This window comes from Streptomyces sp. NPDC028635, assembly GCF_040637635.1.
In the GTDB taxonomy this organism is placed as follows: Bacteria; Actinomycetota; Actinomycetes; order Streptomycetales; family Streptomycetaceae; genus Streptomyces.
This window is the reverse complement of record NZ_JBEZWX010000007.1, coordinates 93350-110004: the sequence shown is the minus strand read 5'-3', so window position 1 is coordinate 110004 and position 16655 is coordinate 93350. Positions and strand designations below refer to the sequence as shown.

At 72.5% G+C, this 16655-nt stretch carries 12 protein-coding genes and 1 tRNA gene; 8 read left to right on the top strand and 5 right to left on the bottom strand.

What is annotated here, in order from left to right; translation table 11 throughout:
- Positions 1 to 12 precede the first annotated feature (12 nt).
- From AB0E88_RS10320 to AB0E88_RS10305, 4 genes are read left to right on the top strand one after another with little or no spacing between them, the layout of a single operon-like run.
- On the top strand, positions 13 to 861 hold the full coding sequence (locus AB0E88_RS10320; RefSeq protein ID WP_361626998.1) for a TatD family hydrolase: 849 nt from the start codon (positions 13 to 15) through the stop codon (positions 859 to 861).
- Between the two features lie 5 nt (positions 862 to 866).
- A complete protein-coding gene (eboE, locus tag AB0E88_RS10315) occupies positions 867 to 2027 on the top strand; it encodes a metabolite traffic protein EboE (RefSeq protein ID WP_361626995.1) in 1161 nt (386 codons plus the stop codon).
- Positions 2024 to 3466 (top strand): nucleotide pyrophosphatase/phosphodiesterase family protein, encoded by a 1443-nt coding sequence (locus tag AB0E88_RS10310; protein WP_361626992.1) that lies wholly within the window; start codon positions 2024 to 2026, stop codon positions 3464 to 3466. The genes eboE and AB0E88_RS10310 overlap by 4 nt, the downstream gene beginning before the upstream one ends.
- Positions 3463 to 4614: a sugar phosphate isomerase/epimerase family protein gene (locus AB0E88_RS10305; protein ID WP_361626989.1), complete on the top strand. Its 1152-nt coding sequence runs from the start codon at positions 3463 to 3465 to the stop codon at positions 4612 to 4614. The genes AB0E88_RS10310 and AB0E88_RS10305 overlap by 4 nt, the downstream gene beginning before the upstream one ends.
- A gap of 68 nt (positions 4615 to 4682) precedes the next feature.
- On the opposite strand, the gene AB0E88_RS10300 is transcribed toward AB0E88_RS10305, so the two are convergent.
- The 5 genes from AB0E88_RS10300 to AB0E88_RS10280 form a co-directional block, all read right to left on the bottom strand.
- The gene (locus AB0E88_RS10300; protein ID WP_361626986.1) at positions 4683 to 6059 is read right to left on the bottom strand and encodes an OFA family MFS transporter; all 1377 of its coding nucleotides are present in this window, start codon (positions 6057 to 6059) and stop codon (positions 4683 to 4685) included.
- Positions 6056 to 7309, bottom strand: a complete 1254-nt coding sequence (locus AB0E88_RS10295) for an MFS transporter (protein ID WP_361626983.1) — start codon at positions 7307 to 7309, stop codon at positions 6056 to 6058. Before AB0E88_RS10295 ends, AB0E88_RS10300 begins: the two co-directional genes overlap by 4 nt.
- A 119-nt stretch (positions 7310 to 7428) precedes the next feature.
- Positions 7429 to 9573, bottom strand: a complete 2145-nt coding sequence (locus AB0E88_RS10290) for an acetate--CoA ligase family protein (protein WP_361626980.1) — start codon at positions 9571 to 9573, stop codon at positions 7429 to 7431.
- A 4-nt stretch (positions 9574 to 9577) separates the two neighbouring features.
- A complete protein-coding gene (gene frc, locus AB0E88_RS10285) occupies positions 9578 to 10810 on the bottom strand; it encodes a formyl-CoA transferase (protein ID WP_361626977.1) in 1233 nt (410 codons plus the stop codon).
- Positions 10811 to 10821: 11 nt separating this feature from the next.
- A complete protein-coding gene (locus AB0E88_RS10280; RefSeq protein ID WP_361626974.1) occupies positions 10822 to 12504 on the bottom strand; it encodes a thiamine pyrophosphate-binding protein in 1683 nt (560 codons plus the stop codon).
- 135 nt (positions 12505 to 12639) lie between these two features.
- Between AB0E88_RS10280 and sucC the strand changes: the two genes are divergently transcribed.
- From sucC to AB0E88_RS10260, 4 genes are all read left to right on the top strand, one after another.
- Positions 12640 to 13770 carry an ADP-forming succinate--CoA ligase subunit beta gene (gene sucC, locus AB0E88_RS10275; protein ID WP_361626971.1) on the top strand — a complete coding sequence of 377 codons (1131 nt, stop codon included), beginning with the start codon at positions 12640 to 12642 and terminating at the stop codon, positions 13768 to 13770.
- 14 nt (positions 13771 to 13784) lie between these two features.
- A complete protein-coding gene (gene sucD, locus AB0E88_RS10270) occupies positions 13785 to 14693 on the top strand; it encodes a succinate--CoA ligase subunit alpha (protein ID WP_361626968.1) in 909 nt (302 codons plus the stop codon).
- An 11-nt stretch (positions 14694 to 14704) separates the two neighbouring features.
- Entirely contained in the window at positions 14705 to 16267 is a 1563-nt protein-coding gene (locus AB0E88_RS10265) for an aldehyde dehydrogenase family protein (protein WP_361626965.1), read from the top strand.
- 253 nt (positions 16268 to 16520) lie between these two features.
- Positions 16521 to 16608, top strand: a tRNA-Leu gene (locus tag AB0E88_RS10260).
- Positions 16609 to 16655 lie beyond the last annotated feature (47 nt).

Below are 16655 nucleotides of genomic sequence, written 5' to 3'. Positions count from 1 at the left end.
AGGAGACCGGTGATGCGCATCTTCGACCCGCACATCCACATGACGTCCCGCACGACCGACGACTACGCGGCCATGCACGCCGCCGGGGTGCGCGCCGTGGTCGAGCCCGCCTTCTGGCTGGGCCAGCCCCGCACGGCGCCCGCCACCTTCTACGACTACTTCGACTCCCTGCTCGGCTGGGAGCCGTTCCGTGCCGCCCAGTACGGCATCGCCCACCACTGCACGATCGCCCTCAACCCCAAGGAGGCCAACGACCCGCGCTGCGTCCCCGTCCTCGACGAACTGCCCCGCTACCTCGTCAAGGACCGCGTGGTCGCCGTCGGCGAGATCGGCTACGACGCGATGACACCGGCCGAGGACAAGGCCCTGGCCGTGCAGCTCCAGCTCGCCGCCGACCACGGCCTGCCCGCGCTCGTGCACACCCCGCACCGCGACAAGCTCGCCGGTCTGCGCCGCACCCTCGACGTGGTGCGCGAGTCGGCGCTGCCACCGGACCGTGTGCTGGTCGACCACCTCAACGAGACCACGGTGAAGGAGGCCAAGGACAGCGGGTGCTGGCTGGGGTTCTCCGTCTACCCGGACACCAAGATGGACGAGGCCCGCATGGTCGCCATCCTGCGCGCCCACGGCCCCGAGCGGGTGCTGGTGAACTCGGCCGCCGACTGGGGCCGCAGCGACCCCCTGAAGACCCGCAAGGTCGCCGACCTGATGCTGGCGGAAGGCTTCACCGAGGACGAGGTGGACCGCGTCCTGTGGCGCAACCCGGTCGCGTTCTACGGACTCGGCGGCCGCCTCGCCCTCGACGTCGCCGCGACCGGCCCCACCCACGAGGGCAACTCCGTGCTGCGCGGCGGGGAGTGACGCCGATGCGCTTCCGCCACCCCGACGGCTCCACCGTCCACCTCGCCTACTGCACCAACGTCCACCCGGCCGAGACCCTCGGCGGAGTCCTCGCCCAGCTGAGGGAGTACTGCGAGCCGGTGCGCCGCCGCCTGGGCCGCGACCGCCTCGGCATCGGCCTGTGGCTCGCGCAGGGCGCCGCCCGCACCCTGGCCGCCGACCCGGCCGCGCTGCGCGGCCTGCGCGAGGAACTCGACAGGCGCGGCCTGGAGGTCGTCACCCTCAACGGCTTCCCGTACGAGGGATTCGGCGCCGAAGAGGTCAAGTACCGGGTGTACCGGCCCGACTGGTCCGAGCCCGAGCGTCTCGACCACACCACCGCGCTCGCCCGCATCCTCACCGTCCTGCTCCCGGACGACGTCACCGAGGGCAGCATCTCCACCCTGCCGCTCGCCTGGCGCACCGCGGCGGACACCGAGCGCGGCCTCGACGCGCTGCGCGTACTCGGCGAACGCCTCGATGCCCTGCGGGAGCTGACCGGGCGCGGCGTGCGCATCGGTCTGGAACCGGAACCCGGGTGCGTCGTCGAGACCACCGGCGACGCCCTCACCCCCCTCGCCACGATCCGCCATCCGCGCATCGGCGTGTGCGTGGACACGTGCCACCTCGCCACCTCCTTCGAGGACCCGGACACCGCCCTGGACGCGCTCACCGCGGCCGGCGTCCCCGTCGTCAAGTCCCAGCTGTCCGCGGCCCTGCACGCCGAGCAGCCGCACCTGCCCGAGGTGCGGGAGGCGCTGGCCGCGTTCGCCGAGCCCCGCTTCCTGCACCAGACCCGCACCCTGACCGCCACCGGCCTGCGCGGCGCCGACGACCTCGGCGACGCCCTGACCGGCGACACGCTGCCCGACGCCACCCCCTGGCGGGCCCACTTCCATGTGCCGCTGCACGCCGCCCCCGCCCCGCCGCTGACCTCCACCCTGCCCGTCCTCAGGGCCGCGCTGACCCGCCTGGCCGGCGGACCGCACCCGCTCACCCACCACCTCGAGGTCGAGACCTACACCTGGCAGGCCCTGCCGCCCGAGCTGCGCCCGCGCACCCGCGAGCGGCTCGTCGACGGCATCGCCGCCGAACTCACCCTGGCCCGGGACCTGCTGACGGACCTCGGCCTGAAGGAGCTGCCATGAGCCGACCGGACGAAGCCCCCACGGACACCACCGAACCGACCCCCCTGCTCGTCCTGGACGTCGTCGGCCTCACCCCCCGCCTGCTGGCACACATGCCGCGCCTGAAGGCCCTCGCCGACGCCGGCTCCCGCGCCCCCCTCGACACCGTCCTGCCCGCCGTCACCTGCTCCGCCCAGGCCACCTTCCTCACCGGCGCCCACCCCGGCGAGCACGGCATCGTCGGCAACGGCTGGTACTTCCGCGACCTCGGCGACGTCCTGCTGTGGCGCCAGCACAACGCCCTGATCGAGGGCGACAAGGTGTGGGACGCCGCCCGCCGCGCCCACCCCGGCTACACCGTCGCCAACGTCTGCTGGTGGTACGCCATGGGCGCCGACACCGACTGCACGGTCACCCCCCGCCCGGTGTACTACGCCGACGGCCGCAAGGAACCCGACTGCTACACCTGGCCCCCGGCCCTGCACGACGAACTCACCGACACGTTCGGCACGTTCCCGCTCTTCCACTACTGGGGACCCACCGCCGACCTCACCTCCAGCCGCTGGATCATCGACGCCACCCGGCACATCAACCGCACCCGACGGCCGAACCTGACCCTCTGCTACCTCCCGCACCTCGACTACGACCTCCAGCGGTACGGCCCCGACGACCCGCGCTCCCACCGCGCCGCCGCCGACCTCGACGCCGCCCTCGCCCCGCTGCTGGACGACGCCCGCGCCGAGGGCCGCACCGTGCTCGCGCTGTCCGAGTACGGGATCACCCCGGTGCGCCGCCCGGTCGACATCAACCGCGCCCTGCGCCGCGCCGGCCTGCTCCAGGTGCACACCCAGGACGGCATGGAGTACCTCGACGCGATGGCCTCCCGGGCCTTCGCCGTCGCCGACCACCAGATCGCCCACGTCTACGTCCGCCGCCCCGAGGACCTCGCCGCCACCCGCGCCGCCCTCGACGGCCTGCCCGGGATCGCCGACCTGCTCGACGACGAGGGCAAGAAGGCCCACCACCTGGACCACCCCCGTGCCGGTGACCTCGTCGCCATCGCGCAGGAGGACGCCTGGTTCACGTACTACTACTGGCTCGACGACGCCCGCGCCCCCGACTTCGCACGGCTCGTCGACATCCACCGCAAACCCGGCTACGACCCGGCCGAGCTGTTCATGGACCCGCTCGACCCGTATGTGAAACTCCGCGCGGCCGGCGCCCTGGCCCGCAAGAAGCTCGGCCTGCGCTACCGCATGGCGGTCGTGCCGCTGGACCCGGCACCCGTGCGCGGCAGCCACGGCCGACTCCCCACGAGCGACGACGACGGTCCGCTCGTCCTGTGCTCCACCCCCCGCGCCGTCGGCGACCGTGTCGCGGCCACCGACGTGAAGTCCCTCCTGCTCCACCTTGCCGGTCTCGACGGACCGGACCACCATGGCGAAGAGAGGCACCCGTGAACGACATCCGCACCCCCGACGACCAGCTGCGCCGCTCCCTCGGCATCGGCCGCCGCTCCTTCCTGAGCACCTGCACCGCCGTCGCCGCCGGCGCGATCGCCGCGCCCGTCCTCGGCGCGGCCCCCGTACACGCCGCCACCCCGGCGGCCGCGGACGGTGACACCGCCAGAGGCCACGAACTGGTGCCCGCGGACAAGCGCGGCATCATCCTGTACACCGTCCGCGACGCCATCGGGCGCGACCCGCTGAGCACCACCCTGCCCTCCGGCTTCCGCGAGGTCTTCGAGCAGCTGGCCCGGTTCGGCTACCGGCAGGTCGAGTTCGCGGGCTACGGACAGCACGCCAACGCCCCCGGCGGCGCGAACCTGGAGTCCGTCGAGGGCGCCAGGCTGCTGCGCCGCTGGCTCGACGACTACGGGCTGCGCGCCCAGGGCAACCACGGCTTCATCCCGCCGTCCTGGCCGCTGACCAGCACCGACCTGGACACCTTCAAGAAGCACCTGGAGATCGCGAACATCCTCGGCATGGCGCACATGGGCACCGGTGGCGACCCCACCTCCAGTGCCGTGAAGTCGGACTGGGACGTGGCCGCCGACAAGTGGAACGCCCTCGGCGAGATCGCCCGCGCCGCCGGGCTCAAGCTGTACACCCACAACCACGACGCGGCCTACGGCTTCCTGCTGGACGGCGGCCCGCTGGACGCCCAGGGCCGGCCCACCCGAAGCTCCGGCCTGCGCAAGCTGGAGTACTTCCTCACCGTCACCGACCCGCGGCTGGTGTGGCTGGAGATGGACGTCTTCTGGGCGCATGTGGCGCAGTACAAGTTCCGCACCTACACCGCCCACGACGGCTCCACGCGGACGGACGTCTTCGACCCGGCCGGCCTGGTCGAGCGGTACGACAAGCGCTACCCGCTCTTCCACGCCAAGGACGGCGTCGTGAACAACACGAACGGCATGGGCTACGACATGGTGCCGTTCGGCACCGGCGTCATCGACTACACGGCCTTCTTCTCCCGTGTCGGCCACCGCAACTACCACAACCCCATGGTCGAGCAGGACAACGCGCCCAGCGCCACCGACCCGGGGCAGTCGCTGCGGCACGCGGCGATCGGCTACCGGAACATGGCGGCCCTGCGTCGCAAGTAGCGCACCCATGAGGAGGGGCCTCCCCGGTGACGCGGGGGAGGCCCCTCCTCAGGTGTCCGGCGTCGCTCTCAGCCCGTCGCCGCCCGCCCCGGCTGCCGCAGCAGCAACGCGATCGCCGCCGCCACCATCGACACCCCGCCGGCCAGCGCGTACGCCCCGTCGTAGCCCCACGCCGAGACCACCATGGAGCCCAGGCCGCCGCCGAACAGGCCGCTGATCAGCTTGCCGCTGTACACCAGGCCGTAGTTGGTGGCGTTGTAGTTCTCGCCGAAGTAGTCCGGGGTGAGCGCGGCGAACAGCGGGTAGAAGGCGCCGCCGCCGAAACCGGAGAGGAACGCGAAGAACAGGAACAGCCACTCGCTTCTGACGTCACCGGCCCAGATCACGCCGAACTGGGCCAGGCCCAGGATCACGATCACGAACACCAGGGTGATCTTGCGGCCCCACAGGTCCGACAGCCAGCCCACCACGGCACGCCCGACGCCGTTGATGACGGCCATCAGGCCCATGGAGGAGGCGGCGACCAGCGGCCCGAAGCCGACCTCCTTGGCGAAGTCCACCTGGAAGGAGATCCCGAAGATCGACACACCGGCCGTCATCACGATGGTGATCCACATCAGCGGCAGCATGCCGGTCCTGATCGCCTCCTTCGGTGTGAACTGCCGTACCGCGGGCGGGTTCTTGGCCAGGCTCACGGCACTCTTCGCATTGCCGGAGTACGACAGCGGGTCGATGTCCGCGGGCCACCAGTTCTTCGGCGGGTCCTTGAAGAAGAACGCGCACACCGCCACCACGATCAGCACGTACACGCCGATCAGATCGAGCACCTCGTCGTAGTTCCCGGTGTCGAAGGCGTAGTTGAAGATGAAGATGAAGGGCAGCGAGCCGTACGCGAAGCCGCCGTTGACGAAGCCGGTCTTCGCGCCGCGCCGCTCCGGGAACCACTTGCCGACCATGTTGATGCAGGTGGCGTAGATCAGTCCGGAGCCCACCCCGCCGACCACACCGAAGCCGAGGATCGCGAGCAGCACGTCGTCGAGGTGGGACAGCGCCAGGAAGCCGAGCAGGCACATGCCCGCGCCGGTGTACATGGCGCGCCGCGCGGTGAGGACGCCGCGCTCGCGCAGCCAGCCGGCCGGGAAGGCGATGCCGGCCTGGAAGAACACCCAGACGCTCAGGATCCAGAAGGTGTTGCTCTGCGTCCAGCCGTGCGCCTCCGACAGGGTGTCCTCCGCGGAGCCGTAGGCGTACTCGCTGACGCTGATGGCCATCATGGATATCCACGGCAGGTACACCATGAACTTCCGTGAGTGGCCGAGGATGTCCCGGTCCGTCTCGCCGACGCGGTACACCCGGCCCCGGGCGTCGGTGACTTCGCGGTACGAGCGCTCCGCCGAGCCGGGGTCGGCCGGCGTGTTCCTGGTTGCCATCGGATCAGCCGTCATGAGGCCATCTCCTCGCCGAGGGGGTGGGGATTGGGGAGGACGCGCCGGGCGCTGAGCCGGCCCGGCGCCTTGAGGAACAGCGCCGGTGCGGCGCAGGCGAGCCCCGAGCAGCCCGCCAGGACGTAGGCGCTGGGGTGGGGGGAGTTCAGCGGGACGGGCAGCAGCCACGCCGCGGCGAGCACCCCGTGGACGCTCGCGCTGTGGTTCTCGCCGAAGTGGTCCGCCGTCATCGCGGTGACCAGCGCGAGGACCGCCGCGCCGGTGAACCCCACGGTCACCGCGCCGGCCACCAGCGGCGCGCCTCCCGCACGGCCGGCGGCCGGCAGCGCGAACTGCGCGGCACCGAGCAGCAGACAGGCCGCGGCCAGGGCGGTGCGCCGTTCGACCAGATCGGTGAGCGCCCCGGCCGCCGCGCCCGCGGCGGCGCCCGCGACGAGGGGCGCCGCCTGACCGAGCGGTGCCAGCAGGCGCACGTCGAGAACGACGGCACCGGCCACGCCCAGCAGACACAGCGCGGTGAGCCACAGCGCCGGGGTGCGGGCGGCCTCACCGGGGGTGTGCTGGCGTACCGCGGGCGGGTTCTTCGCCAGGACGCGCCGGGCGACGGGATCGGCCGGCACACGCAGCGGGTGGGGATGCGGCGGCCACCAGTCGCGCGGCGGCTCCCGCAGCAGCCGCCCGGCCGCCGCCGCCACCAGACACGCCCCGGCGCCCGTCACGGTGAGCCCGGCCGGTCCGAGACCGAGCAGGACCGGTACGGCGCCGACGGCGCACCCGCTCACCACGAACCCGGTCGGGCCGCCCCGCCGTTCCGGATACCACCGGCCGGGCAGCGTCAGGCAGCTCGCGCACACCAGCCCGGCTCCGGCGCCGCCGATCACACCGGCGGTCAGGTACGCGGCCCCCGTGCCGGGCGCGACGGCCGGCGCCAGGCAGGCACCCAGGACGCCGCACGCCCCACCGGTGACGGCCACCCGCGCCGGCAGCCGGCCGCCGTCCCGCAGCCGCCCGGCCGGGAAGGCGACGGCGGCCTGGGCGAGCACCCACACACGTACGTCACCGGGGCCGGCCACGGCGTACGCGTACGCGGCACAACTGACGCCCGCCATGCCCACCCAGGACAGGACGGCCATCCGGATCCGGCCGTACCCCAGCAGGTCGGCGTCGCTCTCGCCGACCCGGTACACGCGGCCCCTGCGGTCCCTCACCTCCCGGCACACCGGGGAGGCGGGGGGATCGGTGGTTCTCACGACTACACCCCTTGCGTCGAAAGCTCTGGCCGGCGCCCCCTGTCCATTGCCTTTCGTGCGCGCGTGGGTCCCGGGACCGGCCGGCGCGCACCGCCGGCCGCTCCCGCGCCTGCCTCACCTCATGAACCACCCCCGAGCAGCCCCGCCGCCCGCGCCCACCGGTACTTCGCGCCGAGCACCGCCACCGGCTTCTCGGTCGTGTACGGGTAGGCCACGACCCCCCGCTCGAACAGGTACTGGCAGGCCGCCTCGACCTCGACGTCCCCGGCGAGCGAGGCCACCACCGGCTTCTCGACGCCGCGCTCGCGGAACTCGGCGACCACCCGCGCGGTCAGCTCCGCGAAGACCATCGGCGGGGTGACGACGGTGTGCCAGTAGCCCAGGACCAGCGCGTGGATGCGCGGGTCCGCCAGCCCCAGCCGGATCGTCGCCTCGTACGTCGACGGCGGTTCGCCGCCGGTGATGTCGACGGGGTTGCCGGCCGCGCCGAACGGCGGGATGAAGCGGCGGAACGCCTCGTCCAGGTCGGGCGGGATCTCCATCAGCGACAGCCCGTTGTCCGTCACCGCGTCCGACAGCAGCACCCCGCTGCCCCCGGCCCCCGTGATGATCACGACGTTGTCGCCCTGCGGGGCGGGCAGCACGGGCAGCGCGCGGGCGTACTCCAGCATGTCGTTCAGGCCCGGCGCCCGGATCACCCCGGCCTGCCGCAGGATGTCGTCGTACACGGCGTCGTCGCCCGCCAGCGCCCCCGTGTGCGAGCCGGCCGCCTTCGCCCCGGCCGCCGTACGGCCCGCCTTGAGCACCACGACCGGCTTCTTCGGCACGGTCGCCCGCGCCGCCGCCACGAAGGCGCGCCCGTCCTTGAGGTCCTCCAGGTGCATCGCGATGCACTCGGTGCGCGGGTCCTCACCGAACCAGGTGAGCAGATCGTCCTCGTCCAGGTCGGACTTGTTGCCGAGCCCGACGATCGCCGACACACCCGTCCTCGTGGTGCGGGCGAAGCCCAGGATCGCCATGCCGATCCCCCCGGACTGCGAGGTCAGCGCCACCCCGCCCTTCACGTCGTACGGCGTGCAGAACGTGGCGCACAGGTCCTGCCAGGTGGAGTAGTAGCCGTAGATGTTCGGGCCCAGCAGCCGGACGCCGTACCGCTCGGCGATCGCCACGATCTCCGCCTGGAGCGCGTGTTCACCGGTCTCGGCGAACCCGGAGGGGATGAGGACGGCGTTGGGGATGCCCTTGCGCCCCACCTCCTCCAGGGCGCCCGCCACGAACCGGGCGGGGATGGCGAAGACGGCCACATCCACCTCACCGGGAACGTCCGTGACACTCTTGTACGCCTTGCGGCCCAGAATGTCATCGGCCTTGGGGTTCACCGGATGGATGTCCCCGGCGAAGCCGCCGTCGACGAGGTTGCGCATCACCGCGTTGCCGATCTTGCCCTGCTCGCCGGAGGCGCCGATCACCGCGACCGACGAGGGCTGCATCAGCCGGCGCATCGAGGTGAGGATCTCCTCGCGCGTGTAGGTGCGCCGGGGGACCGGCTGCTCCTCGGCGAGGATGATCCGGATGTCTGCGGCGACCGCGCCGTCCGGGGTGGCGATCACCGGATTGAGGTCCACCTCGGCGATCTCCGGGAAGTCCGCGACCAGATGGGAGACCCGGCGGATCTGCTCGGCGAGCGCCCACCGGTCGACACCCGCCCGCCCGCGCACCCCGCGCAGCACGTCGGCCGCCTTGATGGAGTCCAGCATGGACAGCGCCTCGTCGCCGCTGACCGGCGCGAGCCGGAACGTCACGTCCTTGAGCACCTCGACCAGCACCCCGCCGAGCCCGAAGGCCACCACCTTCCCGAACGTCGGATCGGTCACCGCGCCGACGATGACCTCCTGCCCGGGCGGCAGCAGCTCCTGCACCTGCACGCCCTCGATGCGGGCCCCGGCGTCGTACGCCCGCGCGTTGTGCACGATCCGGTGGAAGGCGGCCCGTACGTCCGCCGCTCCCTCCACCCCGACGACGACCCCGCCGGCGTCGGTCTTGTGCAGGACGTCCGGCGAGACGATCTTCATCACCACGGGACCCCCGAAACGTGCCGCGGCCGCCACCGCCTCGTCCACGTCCCGCGCCACCGCCTCACCGGGTACGGCGATGCCGTACGCGTCGGCGATCACCTTGCCCTCGGGCGCGGTCAGCGCGGTGCGCCCCTCGGCCCGCACGCGCTCCAGCAGCGCCCGCACCCGCAGTCCGCGGTCCTCCGCCATCACCTCAGATCACCCCGTCCGACTTCAGCAGGCGCAGCTCCTCGTCACCGAGGCCCAGTTCGCCGACGTACACCTCGGCGTTGTGCTCGCCGAGCAGCGGGGAGCCGGTGACCTCGACGGGGGAGTCGGACAGCTTCAGCGGGCTGCCGACCGTGACGAACTCGCCCCGCTCGGGGTGCGGGACGCGCACGATCATCTCGTTGGCGACCAGCGAGGCGTCCTCGATGATCTCCCTGGTGGACAGGATCGGCCCGCACGGGATGCCCTGCGCGTTCAGCCGCTCCAGCACCTCCCACTTGGGCAGCGTCGAGGACCACTCCTCGATCAGCTGGAACATCTTGTTCAGCTTCGGCAGCCGGGCCTCGGGCGTCGCCCACTCGGGATCGTCGGCGAGTTCGGGCCGGCCGATCAGCTCGGCCATCGGCCGCCAGCCGACGGGCTGCACGATGACGTACACGTAGTCGTTGGGGCCGCCCGGCGCGCACTTGACCGCCCAGCCGGGCTGACCGCCGCCGGAGGCGTTGCCGGAGCGGGGCACCTCGTCGCCGAAGTCGTCGTTCGGGTACTCGGCGAGCGGGCCGTGCGCCAGGCGCTGCTGGTCGCGCAGCTTCACCCGGCACAGGTTGAGCACCGCGTGCTGCATGGCCACGTTGACCCGCTGCCCGCGCCCGGTGCGCTCCCGCTGGAACAGCGCCGCGAGAATGCCGGCGACGGTGTGCACACCGGTGCCCGAGTCGCCGATCTGGGCGCCGGTCGCGAGCGGCGGACCGTCCTCGAAGCCGGTGGTGGCCATCGACCCGCCCATGGCCTGCGCGACGACCTCGTACGCCTTGAAGCCCGTGTACGGGCCGTCGCCGAAGCCCTTGATGGAGGCGTAGACGATCCGCGGGTTGATCTGCCGGATGCGCTCCCAGGTGAAGCCCATCCGGTCGACCGCGCCCGGCCCGAAGTTCTCCACCATCACATCCGCGCGGCGGATCAGCTCGGTGAGGATCTCCTTGCCGCGCTCGGTCTTGGTGTTCAGGGTGATGCTCCGCTTGTTGCAGTTGAGCATCGTGAAGTACAGGGAGTCCACGTCCGGCAGGTCGCGCAGCTGCCGCCGCGTGATGTCCCCGGTGGGCGCCTCCAGTTTGATCACGTCGGCGCCGAGCCAGGCGAGCAGCTGGGTCGCGGACGGCCCGGACTGGACGTGCGTCATGTCGAGGACGCGGATGCCGTCAAGTGCCTTGGCGGTCATGGCCGTTCACCTCACTTGTACATCGTCTGGTTCATGGTTCCGGGGGCGTACGCGTCCGGGTCGACCCACACGTTGATCAGTGAGGGCTTGCCGGACTCACGGGCGCGGCGCAGCGCCGGGCCGATGTCGGCGGGGTCGCGGACCTCCTCGCCGTGACCGCCGAGGATCTGCGCGAACTTGTCGTACGGCACGTCGCCGAGGGTGTTGCCGACCCGCTCGCGCTCCTTGCCGTACTTGGCGGCCTGGCCGTAACGGATCTGGTTCATCGAGGAGTTGTTGCCGACGATCCCGACGAACGGCAGGTCGTAGCGCACCAGCGTCTCGAAGTCCCAGCCGGTCAGGGAGAAGGCGCCGTCGCCGAAGAGGGCGACGACCTCCTTGTCCGGGCGGGCCTGCTTGGCGGCGAGCACGAACGGGATGCCCACGCCGAGGGTGCCGAGCGGGCCCGGGTCCATCCAGTGGCCGGGCGACTTGGGCTGCACGACCTGGCCGGAGAAGGTGACGATGTCGCCGCCGTCGCCGATGTAGAGCGAGTCCTCGGTGAGGAAGTCGTTGATCTCGCTGACCAGCCGGTAGGGGTGGATCGGCGAGGCGTCGGACCTGAGCTGCGGCAGCCGCCTGTCGAGCGCGGTCTGCTCGGCGGCGCGCAGCTCGTCCAGCCACTCCTTGCGCCTCGCCGCACCGCCGTCGACCCGTCCGGAGGCCGCCTCGGTGACCGACCTCAGCACCAGTCCGGCGTCCCCGACGATCCCCAGGTCGATGTCGCGGTTCTTGCCGACCGTGCGGTAGTCGAGGTCGATCTGCACGACCGTGGCCGCGGGGGACAGGCGCTTGCCGTAGCCCATGCGGAAGTCGAAGGGGGTGCCGACGATCACGATGACGTCGGCGTTCGAGAAGGCGTAGCGCCGGGAGAGCTGGAAGTGGTGCGGGTCGCCGGGCGGGAGGGTGCCGCGCCCGGCGCCGTTCATGTAGGCGGGGACGTTCAGGGTGCGCACGAGCTCGATCGCGGCCTCGGTGCCACGGGTCGTCCACACCTGGCTGCCCAGCAGGACGGCCGGCTTCTCGGCGTGCACCAGCAGGTCGGCGAGCTTCTCGATCGCCTCGGGGTCGCCGGCCGAGCGCGTGGACGCACGGTAGGCACCTGCCCGCGGCACCCGCGCCGTCGCCGCCGGCACCCTGGCGTCGAGCACGTCGCGCGGGATCTCCAGGAAGGACGGTCCCGGCGCGCCGTGGAAGCACTCGCGGAACGCCATCGAGACCATGTCCGCCGCGCGGGCCGTGTCCGGCACGGTCGCCGCGAACTTGGTGATCGGTGCCATCATGTCGACGTGCGGCAGGTCCTGCAGGGACCCCATCTTGTGCTGGGTGAGCGCCCCTTGGCCGCCGATCAGCAGCATGGGTGACTCGGCCCGGAAGGCGTTCGCGACCCCCGTGACCGCGTCGGTCGTACCGGGTCCGGCGGTGACGACGGCGCAGCCCGGCCTGCCGGTGATGCGGGCGTAGCCGTCGGCGGCGTGGGCGGCGACCTGTTCGTGCCGGACGTCGACGACTTCTATGCCCTCGTCGACGCAGCCGTCGTAGATGTCGATGATGTGGCCGCCGCACAGGGTGTAGACGCGGTCGACACCCTCCGCTTTGAGCGCCTTGGCGACGAGATGACCACCGGAGATCAGGTCCTGGTTGTCGTCGGGCATGCGACGTCCCGTCCCTTCAGTAGGGGCTCGCTTCGTACATTGCATACAGTCGACGAATACTGTATGAACCTTGTTATCCCGCATCCGGTGGGTGGTGTCCAGGGGGCGTGCGGCACTTTCACGACAGGAGCCGGAATGGACCTGTACGAACACCAGGCAAGGCAACTCCTCGCGGATCACGGCATCTTGGTGCCGAGGGCAAAGGTCACGGACTCGGCCGACCGAGCGCGCGCGATCGCCCGTGGGCTCGGCGGGCGTGTGGTGGTGAAGGCCCAGGTCAAGACGGGCGGGCGCGGCAAGGCGGGCGGGGTGCGGCTCGCCGACGACCCCGCCGCGGCCGAACGCACGGCACGCCGGATCCTCGGCATGGACATCAAGGGCCACACGGTCCGCACGGTCATGCTGGCCGAACCCGTCGACATCGAGGAGGAGTTCTACGTCTCCTACGTCCTCGACCGCGCGGCCGGCCGCTTCCTCGCGATCGCCTCCGCCGAGGGCGGCACGGACATCGAGGAGGTCGCCGCGAGCCGACCCGAGGCCGTGGCACGCATCCCCGTCGACCCGGCCGAGGGCGTCACCTCGGCGAAGGCGGCCGAGATCGCCGCGGCGGCCGGGCTGCCGCCCCAGACCGTCGACCCCCTCGTACGGCTGTGGCAGGTGCTCGTCCGCGAGGACGCCCTGCTCGTCGAGGTCAACCCGCTGGTGCGCACCCGCGAGGGGCAGATCCTCGCCCTCGACGGCAAGGTCACCCTCGACGACAACGCCCGCTTCCGGCAGGCGCGGCGGGGTTCCGACGACTGTGGACATGACGACCCGCTGGAGGCGGCGGCCGCGGCGAAGGGCCTGAACTACGTCAGGCTCGACGGCGAGGTCGGCGTCATCGGCAACGGCGCCGGACTCGTCATGGCGACCCTCGACGTCGTCGCCGGCTGCGGCGCCCGCCCCGCCAACTTCCTCGACCTCGGCGGCGGGGCGTCCGCAGAGGTCATGGCGGACGCACTGGCGGTCGTCGTGTCCGACCCGGCCGTGAAGTCGGTCCTCGTCAACGTCTTCGGCGGCATCACCGCCTGCGACGCGGTCGCCGACGGCATCCTCCGAGCGGTCGACCGCGTCCGGCCGGCCAAGCCACTCGTGGTGCGCCTCGACGGCAACAACGCGGTCCGCGGGCGCGCCCTCTTGGACGAGCGCGCCCACCCGCTGGTCCAGCAGATCCCCACCATGGACGGCGCCGCCCGCCGCGCCGCCGAACTCGCCACCACGGCCTGAGGAGACGGGACGCCATGGCCATTTACCTCACGCAGGACAGCAAGGTCCTCGTCCAGGGCATGACCGGCGGGGAAGGCATGAAGCACACCCGCCGCATGCTCGCGGCCGGCACGGACGTCGTCGGCGGCGTCAACCCGCGCAAGGCGGGCCGCACCGTCGACCTCGGCGACCGAGCCGTCCCCGTCTTCGGCTCCGTCGCCGAGGGCATCGCCGCGACCGGCGCCGACGTCACCGTCGTCTTCGTCCCGCCCGCCTTCGCCAAGGCGGCCGTCCTGGAAGCCGCGGACGCCGGCATCGGCCTCGCCGTCGTCATCACCGAGGGCATCCCGGTCCACGACACGGTCGCCTTCACGGCGTACGCGAAGACCAGGGGCACGCGGGTCATCGGCCCCAACTGCCCCGGACTGATCAGCCCCGGCCGGTCCAACGCGGGCATCATCCCCGCCGACATCGCCAAGCCGGGCCGCATCGGCCTGGTCTCCAAGTCCGGCACCCTCACCTATCAGCTCATGCACGAACTGCGCGACATCGGCTTCTCCACCTGCGTCGGCATCGGCGGCGACCCGGTCGCCGGCACCACGCACATCGACTGCCTCGCCGCCTTCCAGGCGGACCCCGACACCGATCTGATCGTCCTTATCGGGGAGATCGGCGGCGACGCGGAGGAGCGGGCGGCCGCCTACATCCGCGACCACGTCACCAAACCGGTCGTCGGCTACGTCGCCGGCTTCACCGCTCCCGAGGGCCGGACCATGGGCCACGCGGGCGCGATCGTCTCCGGCTCGTCGGGTACGGCCGCGGCCAAGAAGCAGGCGCTGGAAGCGGCCGGGGTGCGCGTCGGCGACACCCCGGCCCGCACGGCACGACTGGTGCTGTCCGCGCTCGATTCCGCGCACGGCTCCACGCTCGGCTCCGACCGGTGAGGGGGACGGTCATGACCCTGACACCCAAGAAACCCGCGCCGCCCCTGACCCTGAAGGCCGGCACCTCGTGGGCCGCCGCCTGGCAGCGCTGTCTCGCCGCCGCACCGGAGGCCTTCCGCGACGACCGCGTGCTCAACCTCTGGGACGCCCGCTGGCACGCCGACGGCCGGGTGCTGCCCGCCACCAGCCCCGTCGACGGCACGCCCGTCGCCGGCCCGCCCCGGCTCGACGGCGACACCGCCCGCCGTGCGGTCCGCGCCGCCCTCGACCAGCACCGCGCCTGGCGGCACGTCCCGCTCGCCGAACGGCGCGCCCGCGTAGCGGCCACCCTGGACGCCCTCGTCGCCCACCGCGACCTGCTCGCCCTGCTGCTCGTCCGGGAGATCGGCAAACCCTGGGCGGCGGCGCGGGCGGACGTGGACCGGGCGATCGACGGAGTGCGCTGGTACGCCGACGGCATCGCACCGATGCTGGCCGGCCGGACCCCGCTCGACGGCCCGGTGTCCAACATCGCGAGCTGGAACTACCCGATGAGCGTGCTCGTGCACGCGCTCCTCGTGCAGGCCCTGGCGGGCAACGCGGTCGTCGCCAAGACCCCGACGGACGGCGGGGTCGCCTGCCTGACCCTGGCCTGCGCGCTCGCCGCCCGCGAGGGCGTCCCCGTCACGCTGGTCAGCGGCAGCGGAGGCGAGCTGTCCGAGGCGCTCCTGCGGGCCCCGGAGATCGGCTGCGTCTCCTTCGTCGGCGGCCGCGACACCGGCGCCGCGGTCGCCACCGCCGTCGCCGACCTGGGCAAGCGGCACATCCTGGAACAGGAGGGACTGAACACCTGGGGAGTCTGGGAGTGCTCGGACTTCGCCGCGCTGGCGGCCGCCCTGCCGAAGCTCTTCGACTACGGCAAGCAGCGCTGCACCGCCTACCCGCGCTTCGTCGTCCAGCGCACGCTGTTCGACGCGTTCCTGACGGTGTACCTGCCGGCGGTGCGCGCCCTGCGCTTCGGTCACCCGCTGGCCGTCGAACACCCCGGCGACCCCTTCCCCGCGCTGGACTTCGGGCCGCTGATCAACGCCGCCAAGGCCAAGGAGCTGACCGACCAGGTCGCCCACGCCGTCGACCGGGGTGCGGTGCCGCTCCACCGCGGCAGCCTGGAGAACGCCCGCCTCCTGCCCGGCCAGGACACGTCGGCATACGTCCCCCCGGTCACGCTTCTGGGGCCGCCCCCTTCCTCCCCCCTCCACCACGCCGAACCCTTCGGCCCCGTCGACACGATCGTCCTGGTCGACACCGAGGCCGAACTGCTGGCCGCGATGAACGCCTCGAACGGCGCGCTGGTGGCCACCCTGTCCACCGACGACCGGGCCACCTTCGACCGGCTGGCCCCGCAGATCCGCGCGTTCAAGACCGGCCACGGCGTGCCCCGCTCCCGGGGGGACCGCGACGAGCTGTTCGGCGGCTTCGGCGCGTCCTGGCGGGGCGCCTTCGTCGGCGGCGACCTACTGGTCGGCGCGGTGACCCAGGGCCCACCGGGGGAGCGGCTGCCGGGGAACTTCCCGGGGTACCGGCTGATGCCGTGACGCACGGCGGGCCCGGGGGCTCATCGGGCCGTCCGGCGGCGTTTCCTCGCGCCGCCGGACGGCCCGACGGCGGCGGCCCCGATCGAGCCCCCGCCTGCCCGCGTCACCGACCGCGTGACCGCCCGAGCACGCCACGTGACCCCCCTCCGCTCCGGTCGGCAGCCGCGGATACGCAGGTGAAAGGCACTGCGAAACCTTGGTATGGTTGTCCTCGTCGCCGCGGGGATGACCCCCGCCGAGCGGCAGACACCTTGTCCGGGTGGCGGAATGGCAGACGCGCTAGCTTGAGGTGCTAGTGCCCTTTATCGGGCGTGGGGGTTCAAGTCCCCCCTCGGACACCAGTGAGACCCCTGCATCGCAGGGGTCTTCTTCTTTGGCGCCCGCTCCC